This is a genomic window from Phocaeicola vulgatus ATCC 8482, assembly GCF_000012825.1.
GTDB classification, from domain to species: domain Bacteria; phylum Bacteroidota; class Bacteroidia; order Bacteroidales; family Bacteroidaceae; genus Phocaeicola; species Phocaeicola vulgatus.
The window spans coordinates 2,313,353-2,329,430 of sequence record NC_009614.1 but is presented as its reverse complement, the minus strand read 5'-3'; the positions used below and the strand labels follow the sequence as shown (position 1 = coordinate 2,329,430).

The 16,078-nt window shown below is 40.2% G+C and carries 8 protein-coding genes and 1 pseudogene; 2 read left to right on the top strand and 7 right to left on the bottom strand.

The window, feature by feature from the left end; translation table 11 throughout:
* Positions 1-29: 29 nt before the first annotated feature.
* The 7 genes and pseudogenes from BVU_RS09145 to BVU_RS09120 all read right to left on the bottom strand — a co-directional run bounded on the left by BVU_RS09145 (position 30) and on the right by BVU_RS09120 (position 13,370).
* Positions 30-2,576: a hypothetical protein gene (locus BVU_RS09145; protein ID WP_011965340.1), complete on the bottom strand. Its 2,547-nt coding sequence runs from the start codon at positions 2,574-2,576 to the stop codon at positions 30-32.
* Positions 2,577-2,870: 294 nt separating this feature from the next.
* A pseudogene (locus BVU_RS22735) lies at positions 2,871-3,097 on the bottom strand (family 43 glycosylhydrolase); the annotation flags it as partial.
* Positions 3,098-3,119: 22 nt separating this feature from the next.
* Positions 3,120-5,108 carry an SUMF1/EgtB/PvdO family nonheme iron enzyme gene (locus BVU_RS09140; protein ID WP_011965339.1) on the bottom strand — a complete coding sequence of 663 codons (1,989 nt, stop codon included), beginning with the start codon at positions 5,106-5,108 and terminating at the stop codon, positions 3,120-3,122.
* Between the two features lie 379 nt (positions 5,109-5,487).
* On the bottom strand, positions 5,488-7,653 hold the full coding sequence (locus tag BVU_RS09135; RefSeq protein ID WP_005849174.1) for a RagB/SusD family nutrient uptake outer membrane protein: 2,166 nt from the start codon (positions 7,651-7,653) through the stop codon (positions 5,488-5,490).
* A gap of 32 nt (positions 7,654-7,685) precedes the next feature.
* A complete protein-coding gene (locus BVU_RS09130; protein ID WP_011965338.1) occupies positions 7,686-10,958 on the bottom strand; it encodes a SusC/RagA family TonB-linked outer membrane protein in 3,273 nt (1,090 codons plus the stop codon).
* A 217-nt stretch (positions 10,959-11,175) separates the two neighbouring features.
* Positions 11,176-12,126 carry a pectinesterase family protein gene (locus BVU_RS09125; protein ID WP_005849176.1) on the bottom strand — a complete coding sequence of 317 codons (951 nt, stop codon included), beginning with the start codon at positions 12,124-12,126 and terminating at the stop codon, positions 11,176-11,178.
* 14 nt (positions 12,127-12,140) lie between these two features.
* Complete coding sequence (locus tag BVU_RS09120; protein ID WP_008669625.1) at positions 12,141-13,370, bottom strand: glycoside hydrolase family 88/105 protein; 1,230 nt, start codon at positions 13,368-13,370, stop codon at positions 12,141-12,143.
* 289 nt (positions 13,371-13,659) lie between these two features.
* On the opposite strand from BVU_RS09120, the gene BVU_RS09115 reads away from it, so the two are divergent.
* Complete coding sequence (locus BVU_RS09115) at positions 13,660-15,051, top strand: PTS galactitol transporter subunit IIC (RefSeq protein ID WP_005842794.1); 1,392 nt, start codon at positions 13,660-13,662, stop codon at positions 15,049-15,051.
* A gap of 18 nt (positions 15,052-15,069) precedes the next feature.
* Positions 15,070-16,026, top strand: coding sequence for a 5-dehydro-4-deoxy-D-glucuronate isomerase (kduI, locus tag BVU_RS09110; protein WP_008782301.1), 957 nt, complete (start codon positions 15,070-15,072; stop codon positions 16,024-16,026).
* Positions 16,027-16,078 lie beyond the last annotated feature (52 nt).

The following is a 16,078-nucleotide window of genomic DNA, read 5'->3' as shown; positions in this document are numbered from 1 at the left end:
ATCAGTATTAAATTCAAGTCTTAATCATTCTATTCCCATTCCACCTTCATATAATGCAGCATCGTTGTACTTTCACCACAACTGCCCGTATGCTGGATACCGGTGCCCCCAAAAGTGTTCGAGGCTATATCCGCCTCCAAATCTACCGAAAGTTTCAAGTTCGGATCAGTTACAGGCGCCGGAAGCGGAGTCGTTGTTGAAGCATGTGCTGTCAATTTTCCTCCTTTAGCAGTCAATGTCAGAGTACAATTTGTACGATAGCAGGTAGAAGACACCGGTTGACTGATGGCTTCAGCCACCCCGTTCTCATATTTCATCAAAATAAAATCAACCGCATTACTATACTTGGTCGTACGAATGATACGCAATGCATATCCCGTTAAAGTACGGGTATCAAACTTGATATACAAATCCAAATACTGTCCTGTAGCACTACCAAAACCTTGTCCTGCTGTTTTACTGGCATCCACATTCAATGTGATTGCCATATCTCCATAGCTGCCATCCAATGGAGTATACAGCAAACGGGCTCCTTTCTGATCCTGCAACAAACCGGTTCCGTGAGAACCATTCATTCCAGGTCCATAAATCCAATAATCCTTATCCGGAACTACCTGCCAATCGTATGCTGCCGTATCCAAAGGCTTATATCCACCAATCGTCCAAAATCCCGGTAAAAGTTGTGGTTGATTCTTACATGGAAAGTTCTGAAAATCCGTTTCAAATATATGAGTGATATTCACTTGCCCTTTCTTTATCGGAGAATTGGAAACAACAATCCGTTCTTCCCCCGGCAAACAACGCAGATGCTTGGGAGCGATAGCTGCCATCAGATAATAACCAACATCTTCTTTTACCAACGTATAGGAATATTCCGGTTCATTCAAGCGGGATACAGAAACCGGAAGTCTATCAGTCCCGTTCCTGTCCGTACATCTATACCAGGTTATCAATGATTCATCCTTGCGCCCATTCAAATTTAAAGCATAACTGACAGTAGCTACTCCTTTAGCAATATTCAATTCCGGCTCTTCCGTAAACGAGGGAGCCGGTACATAATCGGGAGCAACCGTAAGTTCCGTCGCACATTCCAAGCCATCCTCTGTATAGGCTATCACAGTGAAATGTTTTGTTTCATCCTCCGTATTAGTTGCCTCGACAACACATTCATAACCCTCGGAAGTAGATAATTTCACATCCTTTTCATAACCTTGTTGTACTTTCCACTTCACGGGAACATTATTCAGTACATAGTTGCAATGCCTTTTTACTGTTGCAGTCAATTTGACCGTCCGGCCACCAGTCTGGATGGAAGCCGTTAAAGGCTCTACAGAAAGACAGGAGGGCATCCGGGTATAATCCCTTCCATCCCGCTTACCTATAGCAATGACACGGTCTTTCACCTGAAGAGGATCCCAATCATCCTCTCCTCTCAATAAATTGTAAGTATTATAAACTACCTCTTCATTCTCTTCCAGCCGGAAAGCTTTCAGTTGCTTCAGCTGATCCATGCAAACCGTATTATAAGGCTTGTCAGCCCCTATTACATAAGGTTGCCCGTTCAGTTTCACATTGTATTGGTAACAACGCAACCAATCTGTAGGATCATGTGTCCAGCCCGCATAAACCGGCTTCTTCGAATGATAACGGCAATCGACAATACTTAACGGCCCGACCGACTTACAAAAATATTGCCGGTCTTCCTCATGACATACATAAAAGTCACAGTTCAAAAATACAGCTCCGCCCATATCACTTCTCCAAAAAGGTTTCTGACCATAAAAATGAAGTGTACAATCCAGATAAACCCCTGTTCCGGTCAATGCGTCATCCGTACTTTCCATGTGGCATTTATTAAAAAGTATCCGCTTGGCGCCATTCAACGGATTCATGTTCAAGCGGCTGATGAAATGTACATTATCCGCCACAATCTTGTCGCCATGACAATAAGCGACATGTGCCTGAGTGATGGCAGACATTCTTTTCTTCCTGCTTAATTCCTTCTTCAGAGGGTATTCCAAATCGACATTACAGAAATTCCCCATGGTCAAGTCCTTTACTAACAGACCGTCTCCCCAAAAATCAAACATGGTGAAATTACCGACAGCCCCCTGTGTCTGTCCACGACTGGATGCCAGGACTGTATTTTCAGGATGAGTATTCAATCCGATAATATGGAGATAAGGGCATTTAACAACCAAGCCGAACGGTTCACGGCCGTCTTTACCAACACGAATAGCAGGGTCATCTGGATCATCAATCCAATAGACATAAGGAGCCAAATAAACTTTCATAGGTTCCGCTTCCGTACCAGCTGAGAAATTAGCGGCAGCTTTATTGAAACTATTAAAAACATAAGGATTACCCGCCACTTCCCTATCGGACAACTGCCCATCAACAAAAAATGTTTTCGGACCTAAAATAATTTCTTTATCTGCATAACGAAGGCAGTTTCCTTTAAATTCTATAGGTTGCGAAGGATCTAACGAACTATAATGATCAATACTTTGTGCTTTTAACAGATGTCCCCATACAAGCCAGCACAAGGCAAAAGCAAGAAAATGTAAATGTTTCATTTTGTATAGATTAAGATTTGTTCTAATACAAAAGTAAACAGGAGACAGGGAACAAAAAGGTAAAAATTGGTCTATTATGTGCAAATTTTGAATAATGTGCTAATTTGCCAATTTGCTAATAGGCCAATTGACATGCGAACATAGCAGAACCATACGGCAAATTAGCATATTAAGTGATCCGGTACAGGTAAAGAAATAACTCCTTCTTTCAAATGTAACCATTCTCCTTCTGAACCAATTCACATAAAAGGATCCTGACAACCCAATGTTTGAAATCCGTTCTCATAAGCATAGATTGACCAAGTCATCCGACGTGTAAACTACCAGTCCCGGAATATAAACAAAAGAAGAATGGACCAGATAATAAGACTTTCCATAACGGACAATAGAAGGATCCTAATTATCACCTTCCCAAATACGTACAATAGTTTGATCTTCATTTAAAGAATCTTGGAACTGCCCCATAAAGGGAGCATCCCAAAGACTAGCAAAAATGCGCAAACAGATAAAATGTTTTTCATATATACTCTTTACCTTATTATACTAGTTTTCTTTCAACCAAGCTAAATTAAACTTATAATAAAAGCGGCTCGTTATCAAATGAATCATATTATCAGGTGTTTGTGTTCCGGCCAGGTAGCCACGAGGTTCAGCATGATTCTCATCCATTTCAAAAAACTGAGTCCAAGCCCCACCATTAAGGAAACGATAAGTGCCATCAGTCAACAAACGTTTTACAGGCCAGGTCTTACCTTCATCGTATGACAAAGCAGCGTACATGCCATATCCTTTAAAAGGCTTTCCTGATTTTTCAGTAAACATCATACCACGCTCCTCTTTCGGAGTACGATAAGGATGTTCAGTAAAAGATATCAGCAAAATAGGACCTTCATTCAAACGCATCAATACCAGCCGTTGTCCTCCATCAATGGGTGGAAATTCCGAAGCGGAATAATGCCAAGTCTTTCCCATATCATCAGATACACTCATAGGCATACGTAGACGTCCTTCTTTATCACGAATACTATTGTTACGTCCCAATGCCATCAATCTGCCATCCTTCAATTGCACCACTCCGGCATGGATTCCGGCGATAGTGGTACCTGTCCCTCCCTCTTTAAAATCGGGCAAGGGCGCTCCATTCCACGGGTCCGTCCAAGTTTTTCCCTTATCCTTACTGATATGAACAGCAGCCCCGTCTCTTCCACCGGGTCCGGCATCACAAGCCTGAACAAACCAGCCTTCCTTTGTAATAGAGGTTCCGGCTATCACTTGATGGCGTCTCGTATGCTCTGGAGCAATCATACGAGGTTTACTCCAAGTTTGTCCATTATCTGTACTTGTACGCAAAGTCATCATCAAATTCTGCCAATGTCCGGCCGCTTCCACTCCATTGATATGGTAAAGAGTCCCTTGGCGGTCGTTCAACAATGCAGTTCCGGTCAAATTACGATCAGCTATCTGATAAAACATACGAGGCTTTTCCCATTCACGGCTTCCGGCACGCAAGCGCGAAGAGAGCACCACCATCTCACGGCCTTTTTCTTCATTGGTAGAAAACCACACAGCCAACAAGTCTCCATTATCACACCAAGTCAATGCCGGCTGATGATTATGCTTGAAAAAAGGCGTTCCACTATGCGCATCCGGTTCATGCACATAAACCAAAGGAGCAGTGAAGACAGGTTCCGTGATACACTGAGAAGTCCAATCCCATTTTATCTGAGACACGGCATACTCATCTTTTGGCTGAGAAAGCGGAGCGGTCTGCGGATACTCTGCCTGTACCACCCGAAAGCCTGTCATTGCATGTTTGTCCTCCGGCAACATAGCCATACGGTTTGCCGAACGGAGATATTTCATCGGTGTATTATGACTACCTCCTCTAGTCACCCGTGCTATACCGTCCGAATAGCCGACAGGATCAGTCTGTTCCTTGTCTATATAGGGCCCATACCAGTCCAAACACCATTCCTCCACATTTCCACACATATCATGTAGCCCCCATTCGTTAGGAGGAGTTTGTGCCACTTTCAAAGACAAGGGTTTGGGAGTAGCCGCTATCACTTGATTCTTTTGCCAGGCGGCAGGAAGCTTGTCATCCATATAGAAATTCCAGTAACGGCCTGCCTTACATGCATATTCCCATTCAGCTTCGGTAGGCAGACGATAAGTTTTTCCTTCTTTCTGGGTCAACCAGTCACAAAAGGCAACGGCATCTTGATAAGTTACGAACACCACCGCTTCGTCATCTTCACTTGAAAAACCATTTTTACCACGCAGCAACTTGTGTTTAGGGCAGAACAATTCATATTGCGCATTAGTCACTTCGGTCAGCCCCATTTTAAATGGTTTGGATATATACACCTTATGCATAGGTGCTTCATCATAATTCTCATCTTCACCCAAAGTTCCCATATAGAAATTTCCTGCGGGTATTTCTATCATTGGAATCAATTCACTTTGTGCCGTAATACTTGCCGGCCATATAATAATGCTCACTATTGCACTTACTAAAATTTTTAATTTCATTTCGTATCAGATAAAAATATATCTTGATACAAAAGTAAAAAGCAATCAAAGAAAAATAAGGTAAAAATTGGTCTTTTATGTGCATAATTTAGCAACACACGAACTAACCTATCAAGAAAAAGATTGATTTTTTATTGTAACTTCCTATAACAAAGGTTTATTACTTTGCTGCCACTACTTCCACCATTTTGCCGAATCATCTATAGATAGGGAAGTATAGAAGTGATAGCAGAAATTACAAACGTCAAGAGAGTAAACCTTGAGTTCAAATTATTAATGCTATAATGACGGGAATACTTGTTTAGAAATACATTCTTAATAAAACAAAAAAGAGGATGTGTCGTTTTGACACATCCTCTTTTCATTTACTTACGATCTCTTATTCTTGACCAAAACCATATCCATTAGTTAAAACACCGTTTGAATTCTTGATAACATCAGGATGATAAGGAATTAAGTAAATAGGAGCCTCACCTGCAATGTATCCATTAAATACATACGAATTATATTCATTTTCCAATTCTACGATTTTTGCTCCCCATGGTTGTTTAGTATATCCATCAGCTTCTAAAGCTTTAGCCTCACTTCCATTCGGATCGATATATTCAAACAATCCTTTAATAGCAAGATTAGTAACATTCCCAGCTGTAAGATTCTTCGTTGAAGTCCCATTAGAAGCAGCTACAGATGCCCAATCATCGTTCTGACCTCTCCAACCTGGAAAGAGTACCGGATTCGTTTTATCAGTACAGGTCGTAGTCAGTCTATAATTTACTCCAAAATCTGCAGGATTTACTTTTTTAACCCAAATATAGGATGAAATAGTATTACCATTATCAAAAGTATGATAACCTTTAGATTTTAAATCACTAATCATTGCACTAGTACGCTTATGGAAGTTATCAATAGCCATTCCCAATTTATTATTACGGATCAAATCATAACGACGGATACCTTCACCACCAAACTCCAACTTACGTTCTTCAAGGACAGCATCCAATACAGAACCACATTTACTGATAAAGCCATCTACATTAGCTTCTGATGTAGAAGCAAAAGCACGATTACGAACCATAGACAAATATTGCTTGGCAGAAGCGTCATCACCCAATGCTGCTTTTACTTCAGCCAACATCAAAATGATATCCGAAAAACGCATATAAGGAGTATTGATACCAGCCTGACGGCTCTTAATAACCCAAGGATTAGCTTGACGATTCTCGTCCCATTTATTCAAAGCAATACCACCATTATTAGCTACAGAGCCCATAGTAAAAGGAATAATCTTCTCAGAGCCATCACCAGTCGAACCGGTCACCGTACATGTAACGTCACGGCGCATATCATTCGGATCAAAATCACCATAATAATAAACTGCATGGAAACGGCTCTGACCATAGTTCTTACAAGGATAAGCAGCAGAACCGCCACCAGACGACGGACGTCCGAATGCATAAGGACGTTCACCCTGCTTACCACGAGTTTCAGGAATTTCATATACATTTTCATCTGCAATCGTTTCATCCATCATTTGTTGGAATACATACTGATAAGGATTACCAAATGTCTTCTTATCACTGCTTCTAGGGTCATTAACCTGCAAAGCTGTAGTACCAGAATTATTTACAGCAGAAGTAAGATAAGTTTCTGCAATCTTATAAAACTTCTCCCAATCTGTACGGCGACCATAAAAACACTGAGTAGCTGATGTTTCGCCTGCTTTCTCAAAAGACAATACATTACCGTCAAGATCCTTATAATAATCATTTCCAAAATCAGAACGACGAGTCTGATATCCACCTTCCATCAAAGCCATGCGAGCAATCAAGCCTTGTACATAAGTTCTAGTCATGAAAGTCTTATCAATCCCCGAAGATTCTCCCGCTCTAAACATTAAAGGCTCAACCTCTTTCAATTTATTAATATGATATTCCGCAATCACATCACGGGGAGTTATCTCACTGGCCTCTTCACCAGCCTGAAGCTGATGAGGAATATCTCCATAAAAACGAATCAGTTCATGATAACAAGTAGCACGCAAAGCGACAGCCTCACCATAAATCTGACTCAATTCAGATGGTCCGTCCTGAGTCGCAAATCCAGCAAAAGCAGAAGACCCTTCCACAGCAGAAATCAATGTATTTGTTGTAGCAATAATAGCATACAGTGATTCCCAAGTTCCTTTTGCATTACCATATTGAGAAATAGTATAGTTAGAAGGTCCCTTCTTTGTAAAAGTAGCATCTGAATAACCATATAAATTTTCAGGAACATGACGAGCTATTTGTGATGCATAAGCCTCAGGATGACGCTCTGCATCAGAACCACAAACCACCAAGTCATAAAATACGCCATTAGAATGTACCCCTGCATTTCCACGCCACTTTTCATAAGCATTATAAAGTGCGGCACGGGCAGTAGACGCTTCAGAAAATACAAAATCCACATCAGCCTCTGAAGGTGAAGAAGTATCCAAGAAGTCTTCACAAGATGTAGCAGCAAACAGCATTCCTACACCCATCATTGTATATAATATTTTTTTCATCGTTACGTGTTTTTTAATTATTAGACTTCAAATTAAAATTCAACATTCAAACCCACCGTAAATGTACGAGCACGCATGTATGCCCCCCAGTCAAGTCCAAGAGTAGGATAAGACTTGGCTTTATCCGGATCTGAGTTTACTTCAGGATCAAGACCTGAATAACCTGTAATGCAGAATAAATTACCTCCCGTGACATATATACGTACTTTCTGCATGTATGCTTTTGTTGTCCATGCTTTTGGCAAAGTATAACCGACAGTCAATGTATTCAAACGCAAATATGAAGCATCCTCTACATAATCAGATAATATAGGGGCATCTTCATAATAAGGAAGAGCATATTTAGCATTAGCATTTAATTGTTTCAAAGCTGTCGGCTCTATTACCGGTACCAAATTTCCATTCTGTATATCATACAATTGAAAAGCACCTGCCAAATCTTTATACTTATTAAGTCCCAAACCAGTTTCTTTACCACCACTAAGCTGACTCATTGTAGCAACATTATATACTTTTCCTCCAATCTGATAAGTGAAATTAGCTCCAAAATCAATATTTTTATAATTACCATTTAAAGAAAAACCACCTGTATGTTTTGCTTGGACTTCACCCAAATCAACAACATCATCCAAGTCAACAATACCACTTTTATCAACATCCTGTAATTTCAAAGCGCCAGGAAAGGCAATCTGACCATCTGCCACTTGCAGTTCTGATGGTCTACGATAAGTACCAGTAGCTGCAGTTGAGATATCAGGTATACCTGCTTTTAATTTATAAACGCCATCCACATAATCAAAATCATCTACCGTATAGAAACCGGCACTTTTGAAACCTCGAATAACACCTACAGGTTTGCCCTCTGACAGAACATAGTCATATGAAGGATGTTGTGCTGAAGACCCCCATCCACTATTATAGTAAATATCTTTACCACCATCTAACTCATCAATATTATTCTTATTGAAGTTATAAGTCGCCGATACGTTCAAATTAAAATCCTTAGTACGAATCAAATGATAATTCAAAGCCAATTCAACACCTTTGTTAGAAGTCTGACCAATATTTCGATACTGATAGCTATAACCTGTAGAAGAATCAATTTCTTGACGCATCAACAAATCACTTGTTGTATTCCAATACAAATCCAAAGTACCAGACAAACGGCTTCCCCACAATCCAAAATCAAAACCAATATTACGTGAAGTAGTAGTTTCCCATTTCAAGTCTGGATTAGCTTTCATTCCGTTCGGTTCATAAGTGGAGACCACATTACCATTATAAGTAGTAGTTCCTGTTTTCCAAGTTTCACGCCATAAACTAGCATCAATATTATCAGCACCCGCAAGTCCATAAGAAAGACGCAATTTCAAATTATCAACAACTCTTGCCAATGGCTGAAAGAATGGTTCATCAGAAATACGCCATGCAAAAGCACCAGCAGGAAAATATCCCCAACGATGATTGGGACCAAACTTAGAAGAGCCATCAGCACGTAATGTAGCAGTCAATAAATAACGTCCCTTCAACGAATAGTTACCACGTCCAAAGAAAGAAACCGTAGTAGAAGGAGTATTAATTTTATTTGAATAAGAATTATCGGCATGACCAGCTTGATACATATTGAACATACCAAAGACACGATCCATGTCCCAGCTTTCAGCCATCGAATATCCGGCACCAATCATTTCACTTGAAGCACCCGTATTTTTAATGACTTCGTTACCCAACAAGAAAGAAAGATTATGATTATCTCCCAAACCTTGTACTTCATAATTCACTGTAGTAACAGAACGCCAATTTTCAGTATTGCCTTTTGTCAACTTAGCATATTTATATCCTCTAGTAAAATTATCAGCAGAAGAAGCAGAACCATCATCGTAATATTTACCCTCACTCCATCCGTGACCAATCGCAAATTCTGTACGAGCTTTCAAACCTTTAATAATCTCCCAGTTCAAAGCAGCATTTGCACGGATATTTTGGCGATTTGTCAAATCAGTGATAGCATTAGTAAGACCAACAGGATTGGCACCCACCTCAATATTCTTAGATCCCATCTGGAACAAAGCATCGTCACCGTTTCCTAAAGGAGTATCAATCGGACGATACTGATAAGCAGAAGATAAAAGAGAACCACGTCCACTTCTAGCCTCATCTTTACCTTCAACATTAGTGCTGACGTAACGTGCATCCAATTCAAAACTCAGTCCTTTTGCCAACTCTTGTTTCAATTTCAAGTTAGTAGAGAAACGTTCATAGCCTGATTTTATTTTAATACCATCATCATTCAGATAGTTAACAGAAAATGATATTTTCGTTTTTTCACTGCCACCATTTATGGTCACATTGTGATTTTGAGCACTAGCTGTACGAAGCATATCATCAGTCCAATTATGGGAATCCATATTCGCATATTCACTATAATGATTACCATATTTTTCTCCTAAACCAAAATAACTAGCCATCTGATCTCCCATTCCCAATGCAGTTCCATATCCCCAAGTATGTTTTACATAATCCTGAGCAGACATAGGTTCTGGAGTCTTTGCAGCCCATTTACTTTGATAATATCCACTATATGATACAGAAACCCTATCTTTATCCGCACCTTTAGTCGTAACCAAAATCACACCATTTGCACCACGAGCACCATAAATAGCTGTTGAAGAAGCATCTTTCAAGACATCAATTGACACAATCTGATCTGCAGGAATATCAGAAATAGAACTAACCGGGAAACCATCCACTATAAAAAGAGGATCATTGCTTTGTGAAATAGAGCCTCCTCCACGTACACGAATAGAAACGGAAGCTCCAGGACGACCATCTTGAGAAACGACAGAAACACCTGCCAATTTACCTTGTAAAGCCTGAGAAACATCGGCAACCGGGTTGGCAACTAAAGCTTCATTACTTACCGAAGCTACTGAACCTGTCAAGTCACGTTTCTTCACAGTACCGTAACCAATAACCACAACTTCGTCCAAAGTTTCGGTATCTTCTTTCAGTACGACATTAATTGTTTTTTGATTACCCACTTTCACTTCTTGAGTAATATAACCTATATAAGTTACAGACAAAACATCATTGTCTTTAACCCCAGAAAGCGAAAAATTACCATCGAAGTCCGTAATGGTACCATTAGTCGTTCCTTTTACCAAGACGTTTACACCAATCATCGGTTCACCTGCTGCATCTTTAACAGTACCGTTCACCTGACGACCTTGAGCAAAAGCAACCAAACAAAGCATACTCAAAAAGAGAGTTGAGACAGCTTTTCTAGCTAATTCTTTTAGATTCATAAGATGTGTTTTTATAGTTATTAAAATGTTTTTTAAGGTTTTGACCTTAGTTTCACTGTTGCAAAATTATGGATATAACATTACCTTGATGTGTAGTTTTTATCTTTTTATGTGGATTTATTAGGTATTTTTTACGGGATCCAATTATTCAGTACAACAAAAAAAGGAGACCTCCACCAACGTAGAAGTCTCCTTTTCAAGCAATTACAAAATCAATCTAGTCTATTGGGTTCCAATCACTTTGAGTACGAAAAATAGCATCGACCGTCACCGCCTCAGCTTCTTTCTTTGTTAATTGTTTGCTCCACGCCACCCTTTCCGAAGCATTTGCGCCCTCACCGGTATTTTTATATTCCATATAACGGGCGGTTTCTTCATTAGACTGCTTACCCCAATTGTGCCATCCGGCAAGAACAATATGTTTCCCCAATTCACATTCTATAAATAAAGTATAAGCATATGGACGCCAAGGACGACCTAAATACACTTTATCCACTCCCGGTTCTGCCGTCAGCTTACAGTGCTTAAAGACATATCCATATTTAGCCTCTTTCGGAGTGGAAGCAGCCGTTACATACGAATTGCGTTTACTGTGAATAATACAATCTTCAAATAAAGCGGTGGAAGGACCGAAAATAAAGTCGGTAGTACCATCAATATAACAATCCTTGAAATAAAGACGGGTAAATTTAGCACCGGTATAAATAGTGTCCTGATTGCCCAAGATACGACAATTGATAAATTTCAAACGGTCACCTTCCGTATGTAAAGCTACCGCCTGTCCCAACTGAGCCGCATTGTTCTCAATAGTCAAATTTTTAAAAGTGATATCACTGCCCTCTACCTTCACCGTATAAGTGCGGAAAGTACCCATTTTATTTATATTCGCATGATCATCATAAGTAATAATCGTCTTATCACGATCTTCACCTATAATATCTATATTTTCCACCCATGAAGGAACAATCACTTTCTCCTTGTATACTCCGTTCTTCACATAGATCGTAACAGTATAATCCATGAAAGCCCGCGCACTCTCTATAGCCTCCTGCAAAGTACGAAAATTCCCCGTTCCATCACGTGAGACTACAATTGTATCCTGACGTTCCTGAGCCCATGCTGCGCTTACAACAGACAATAGCAACAATAATCCTAAAACTTTCCTCATCGTATCACCTCCTATTATTCACATGCAGTTCCACAACTGTTTTTCTGAAACAAACGTTCCCATTCCAGACTGGCCATAATAAACGGACCTACTGCCTTCGCATCATTAGAACGTATTTTTTCAGTTATATAATAATTATAATCTCCGGTACGATACACCGGCTTGCCTCCCAAACCTGCAACAGCACAACCTTTAGTAATAGAAACCACACCTTTATCATCCACTTCTATAAATTGGGTCAAAAGCCCTTCATATCCCTTTTTAGCCACTTCCATGTACGAAGGACAAATATATCCCTTACGTAACGCTTTCAACAGAGTATATACAAACATGGTAGAACAAGAGGATTCCAGATAATTCCCCTCATCCCCGCTTCTGTCAATCACCTGATACCATACCCCTGTTGCTGGATCTTGAGTACGTTTAATCTGGGCAGCCAGTTTATTCAATATTTCGATAACAGATTCACGTCCGGCTTCGTGTTCCGGTATAAAATCGAGTACATCCACACAAGCCATTGCATACCATCCCATGGCGCGTCCCCAACAGTGTTGTGACCACCCGGTAGTTTTATCCGCCCACTTTTCACGCTTGCTCACATCACATGCATGACGGTATAGATCTGTCTTCGGATCATAATTATGGCGGGCCACTGTGACAAACTGATTGATAATATCAGCATAATCATTCACGCGGTTGTTACGGTAAGCATACTCCGCATAAAATGGTTGCCCCATATAAAGCCCATCCAGCCACATCTGATTCTCATAAATCTTCTTGTGCCAGAAACCGCCATCGGCATTACGAGGATGCGTATCCAACTGACTGCGCAACAAATCCAATGCTTTCTTGTATTTCTCGTCCTTAGTCTGCTCATAAATACGGAAAAGCATCTTGCCGGAATTCAGACGGTCAATATTATATTCCTCCAGTTTATAAGTTTCGATAGAGCCATCCTGATGAATCATTGTATCAGCATAAGCCACAGCATAATCAAAAAACTTTTTATCACCGTATGCATCATATACATCCAGCATAGCTTGAAGTTCCAGGCCATGACAGTAATCCCACTTCAAACGGGTCTGAAAATCCAATTGCCAAGATTCGGGACAACGCACCATTTCTGATTCCGCCATACGTACAGACCAAGGCTTATTACCACAAACCTGCTGAGCCATGCCAATCAAAGGAACAGCCGCAAGCAAACCGGACACAATAATTTTACAAATAGAATTCTTTTTCATGAAGACACTTATTTTTAGTATTAGACCTATTTATTTTATGAAACAAAAGTAGTATTTTCCTCGAAAAGCAGTGTGCACTTTTCAACCTACTAAGTGTATTATTTGGTATTCGTGTGCGAAAACGGTTATTTTTGTGCACGATAACGATAAAAATCGTTCAAAAATTGTCTTTTTACTAATTATTATGTCTTTCAGGTTTGATAAGTTGAGAAAAGGTTTTATTTTTGGGGCAGTTTTTAATTTATACTATTGTAGAAAACACAGTCATTTACTATTAATTCACAAGAGAATGGAACAAGTTTTTAGTTATATCATCGGTTTAGGAGCAGCGGTGATGATGCCTATAATTTTTACAATCTTAGGCGTTTGTATCGGAATCAAATTCAGCAAAGCATTAAAAAGCGGTTTGTTGGTAGGTGTTGGTTTCGTTGGTCTATCAGTGGTTACCGCACTTCTGACCAGCAGTCTGGGTCCGGCCTTAAGCAAAGTGGTCGAAATATATGGCCTGCAACTGAAAGTATTCGATATGGGATGGCCTGCTGCTGCAGCCGTAGCTTATAACACTTCCGTAGGGGCATTCATCATTCCGGTATGTCTGGCCGTTAACATCTTAATGTTATTGACTAAAACCACCCGTACGGTTAATATTGATTTATGGAACTATTGGCATTTCGCTTTTATCGGAGCCGTAGTTTATTTTGCAACAGATAGTATTTTGTGGGGATTCTTCGCTGCTGTTATCTGTTATATCATCACATTAATCTTAGCAGATTACACAGCAGACAAATTTCAAGGTTTCTATGATAAAATGGAAGGTATTTCTATTCCGCAGCCCTTCTGTGCAGGTTTCGTACCATTCGCTCTCATTATAAATAAGGTATTGGACAAAATTCCCGGATTTGAAAAGCTGAACATTGATGCGGAAGGTATGAAAAAGAAATTCGGTTTATTAGGCGAACCTCTCTTCTTGGGTATCCTGGTAGGATGTGGCATCGGTGCATTATCTTGCAAGAACGGACAAGAAATAGTAGACAAGATTCCTTATATTCTAGGTTTAGGTATCAAGATGGGAGCGGTAATGGAGTTGATTCCCCGTATTACCAGCCTGTTCATCGAAGGGTTGAAACCCATTTCGGACGCTACCCGCGAACTGATCGCCAAGAAGTTTAAGGGTGCTGTAGGCTTAAATATCGGTATGAGTCCTGCCTTGGTGATCGGACATCCGGCCACGTTGGTTGTATCATTACTATTAATCCCTGTTACTATCTTATTGGCAGTGGTGCTTCCGGGCAATGAATTCTTGCCATTGGCTTCATTAGCTGGCATGTTCTATGTATTCCCATTGATATTACCTATCACAAAAGGAAATGTAGTAAAGACTTTCATCATTGGTTTTGTTGTGCTGGCCATCGGTCTGTATTTTGTAACAGATCTGGCTCCTTATTTCACCAAAGCAGCACATGATGTATACGCCAAGACACAAGATGCTGCCGTAAACATCCCGTCTGGTTTTGAAGGTGGTGCGTTGGATTTTGCTTCAAGTCCTTTCTCATGGGCTATTTTCCATTTGACTTATTCATTCAAATGGATTGGTTCCGGAATTTTAGTACTGATAACACTATTCTTAATGGTGCTGAACCGTCGTTCTATCATTAAATACCAGAAAACAATGAAAAATTAAAATTTAAAGATAATGATTATGAAAAAATTAGCGATTGCAATGATGCTGAGTGTTTCTGCCTTGGCAGCTTCAGCTCAAGTAAATTACAAAGTACAGACCGCTTGCCATCCGCAAGATGTGAAACACTATGATACAGAACGTCTGCGTAGTTCATTTATGATGGAAAAGGTGATGGCGCCGGATGAGATCAATGTTACATACACCCTTTACGACCGTCTTATTTACGGAGGAGCTATGCCGGTAAACAAAATTTTGAAGCTGGAAACTTTCCGTGAACTGGGTCCGGAAATCACTTACTTCCTTGAACGGCGTGAACTAGGAGTCATCAATGTAGGCGGTGATGGCGTAGTTACTGTAGACGGTAAAGAATATCCTATGAAATACAAGGAAGCCCTCTATGTAGGTTGCGGGAATAAAGAAGTTACTTTTAAAAGTAATGACGCTGCCAAACCGGCTAAATTCTATATCAATTCGGCACCGGCTTACAAGCCATACGTTACTCAATTGATCACTACCGACGCCAAGCTTCAAAAAGCAAATCCTAAACAGTATGCTTTAGCTATCTCAGATCATTATGGAAAAATGGAAGATAGCAACGACCGTATTGTAAACCAGTTAATTGTAAAAGATGTATTGGAAAGAGTGAAAAACGGTGGTACAAACCAATTACAGATGGGACTTACTGAACTGGCTCCGGGTTCTGTATGGAACACCATGCCGGCCCATACACATACCCGTCGTATGGAAGCCTACTTCTATTTCAACCTGCCTGAAGGAAATGCCATTTGCCACCTGATGGGCGAACCGCAAGAAGAGCGTCTGGTATGGTTACACAATGAACAAGCTATCACTTCTCCCGAATGGTCTATCCATGCCGCTGCAGGTACCAGCAACTATACCTTTATTTGGGGTATGGGAGGTGAAAACCTGAAATACAGTGACAAGGATGAAATAAAATACACAGATATGAGATAAGTAGAATGGTACACACCATTACTCATTAACTCTTGTCATTCTGAATGTTGCA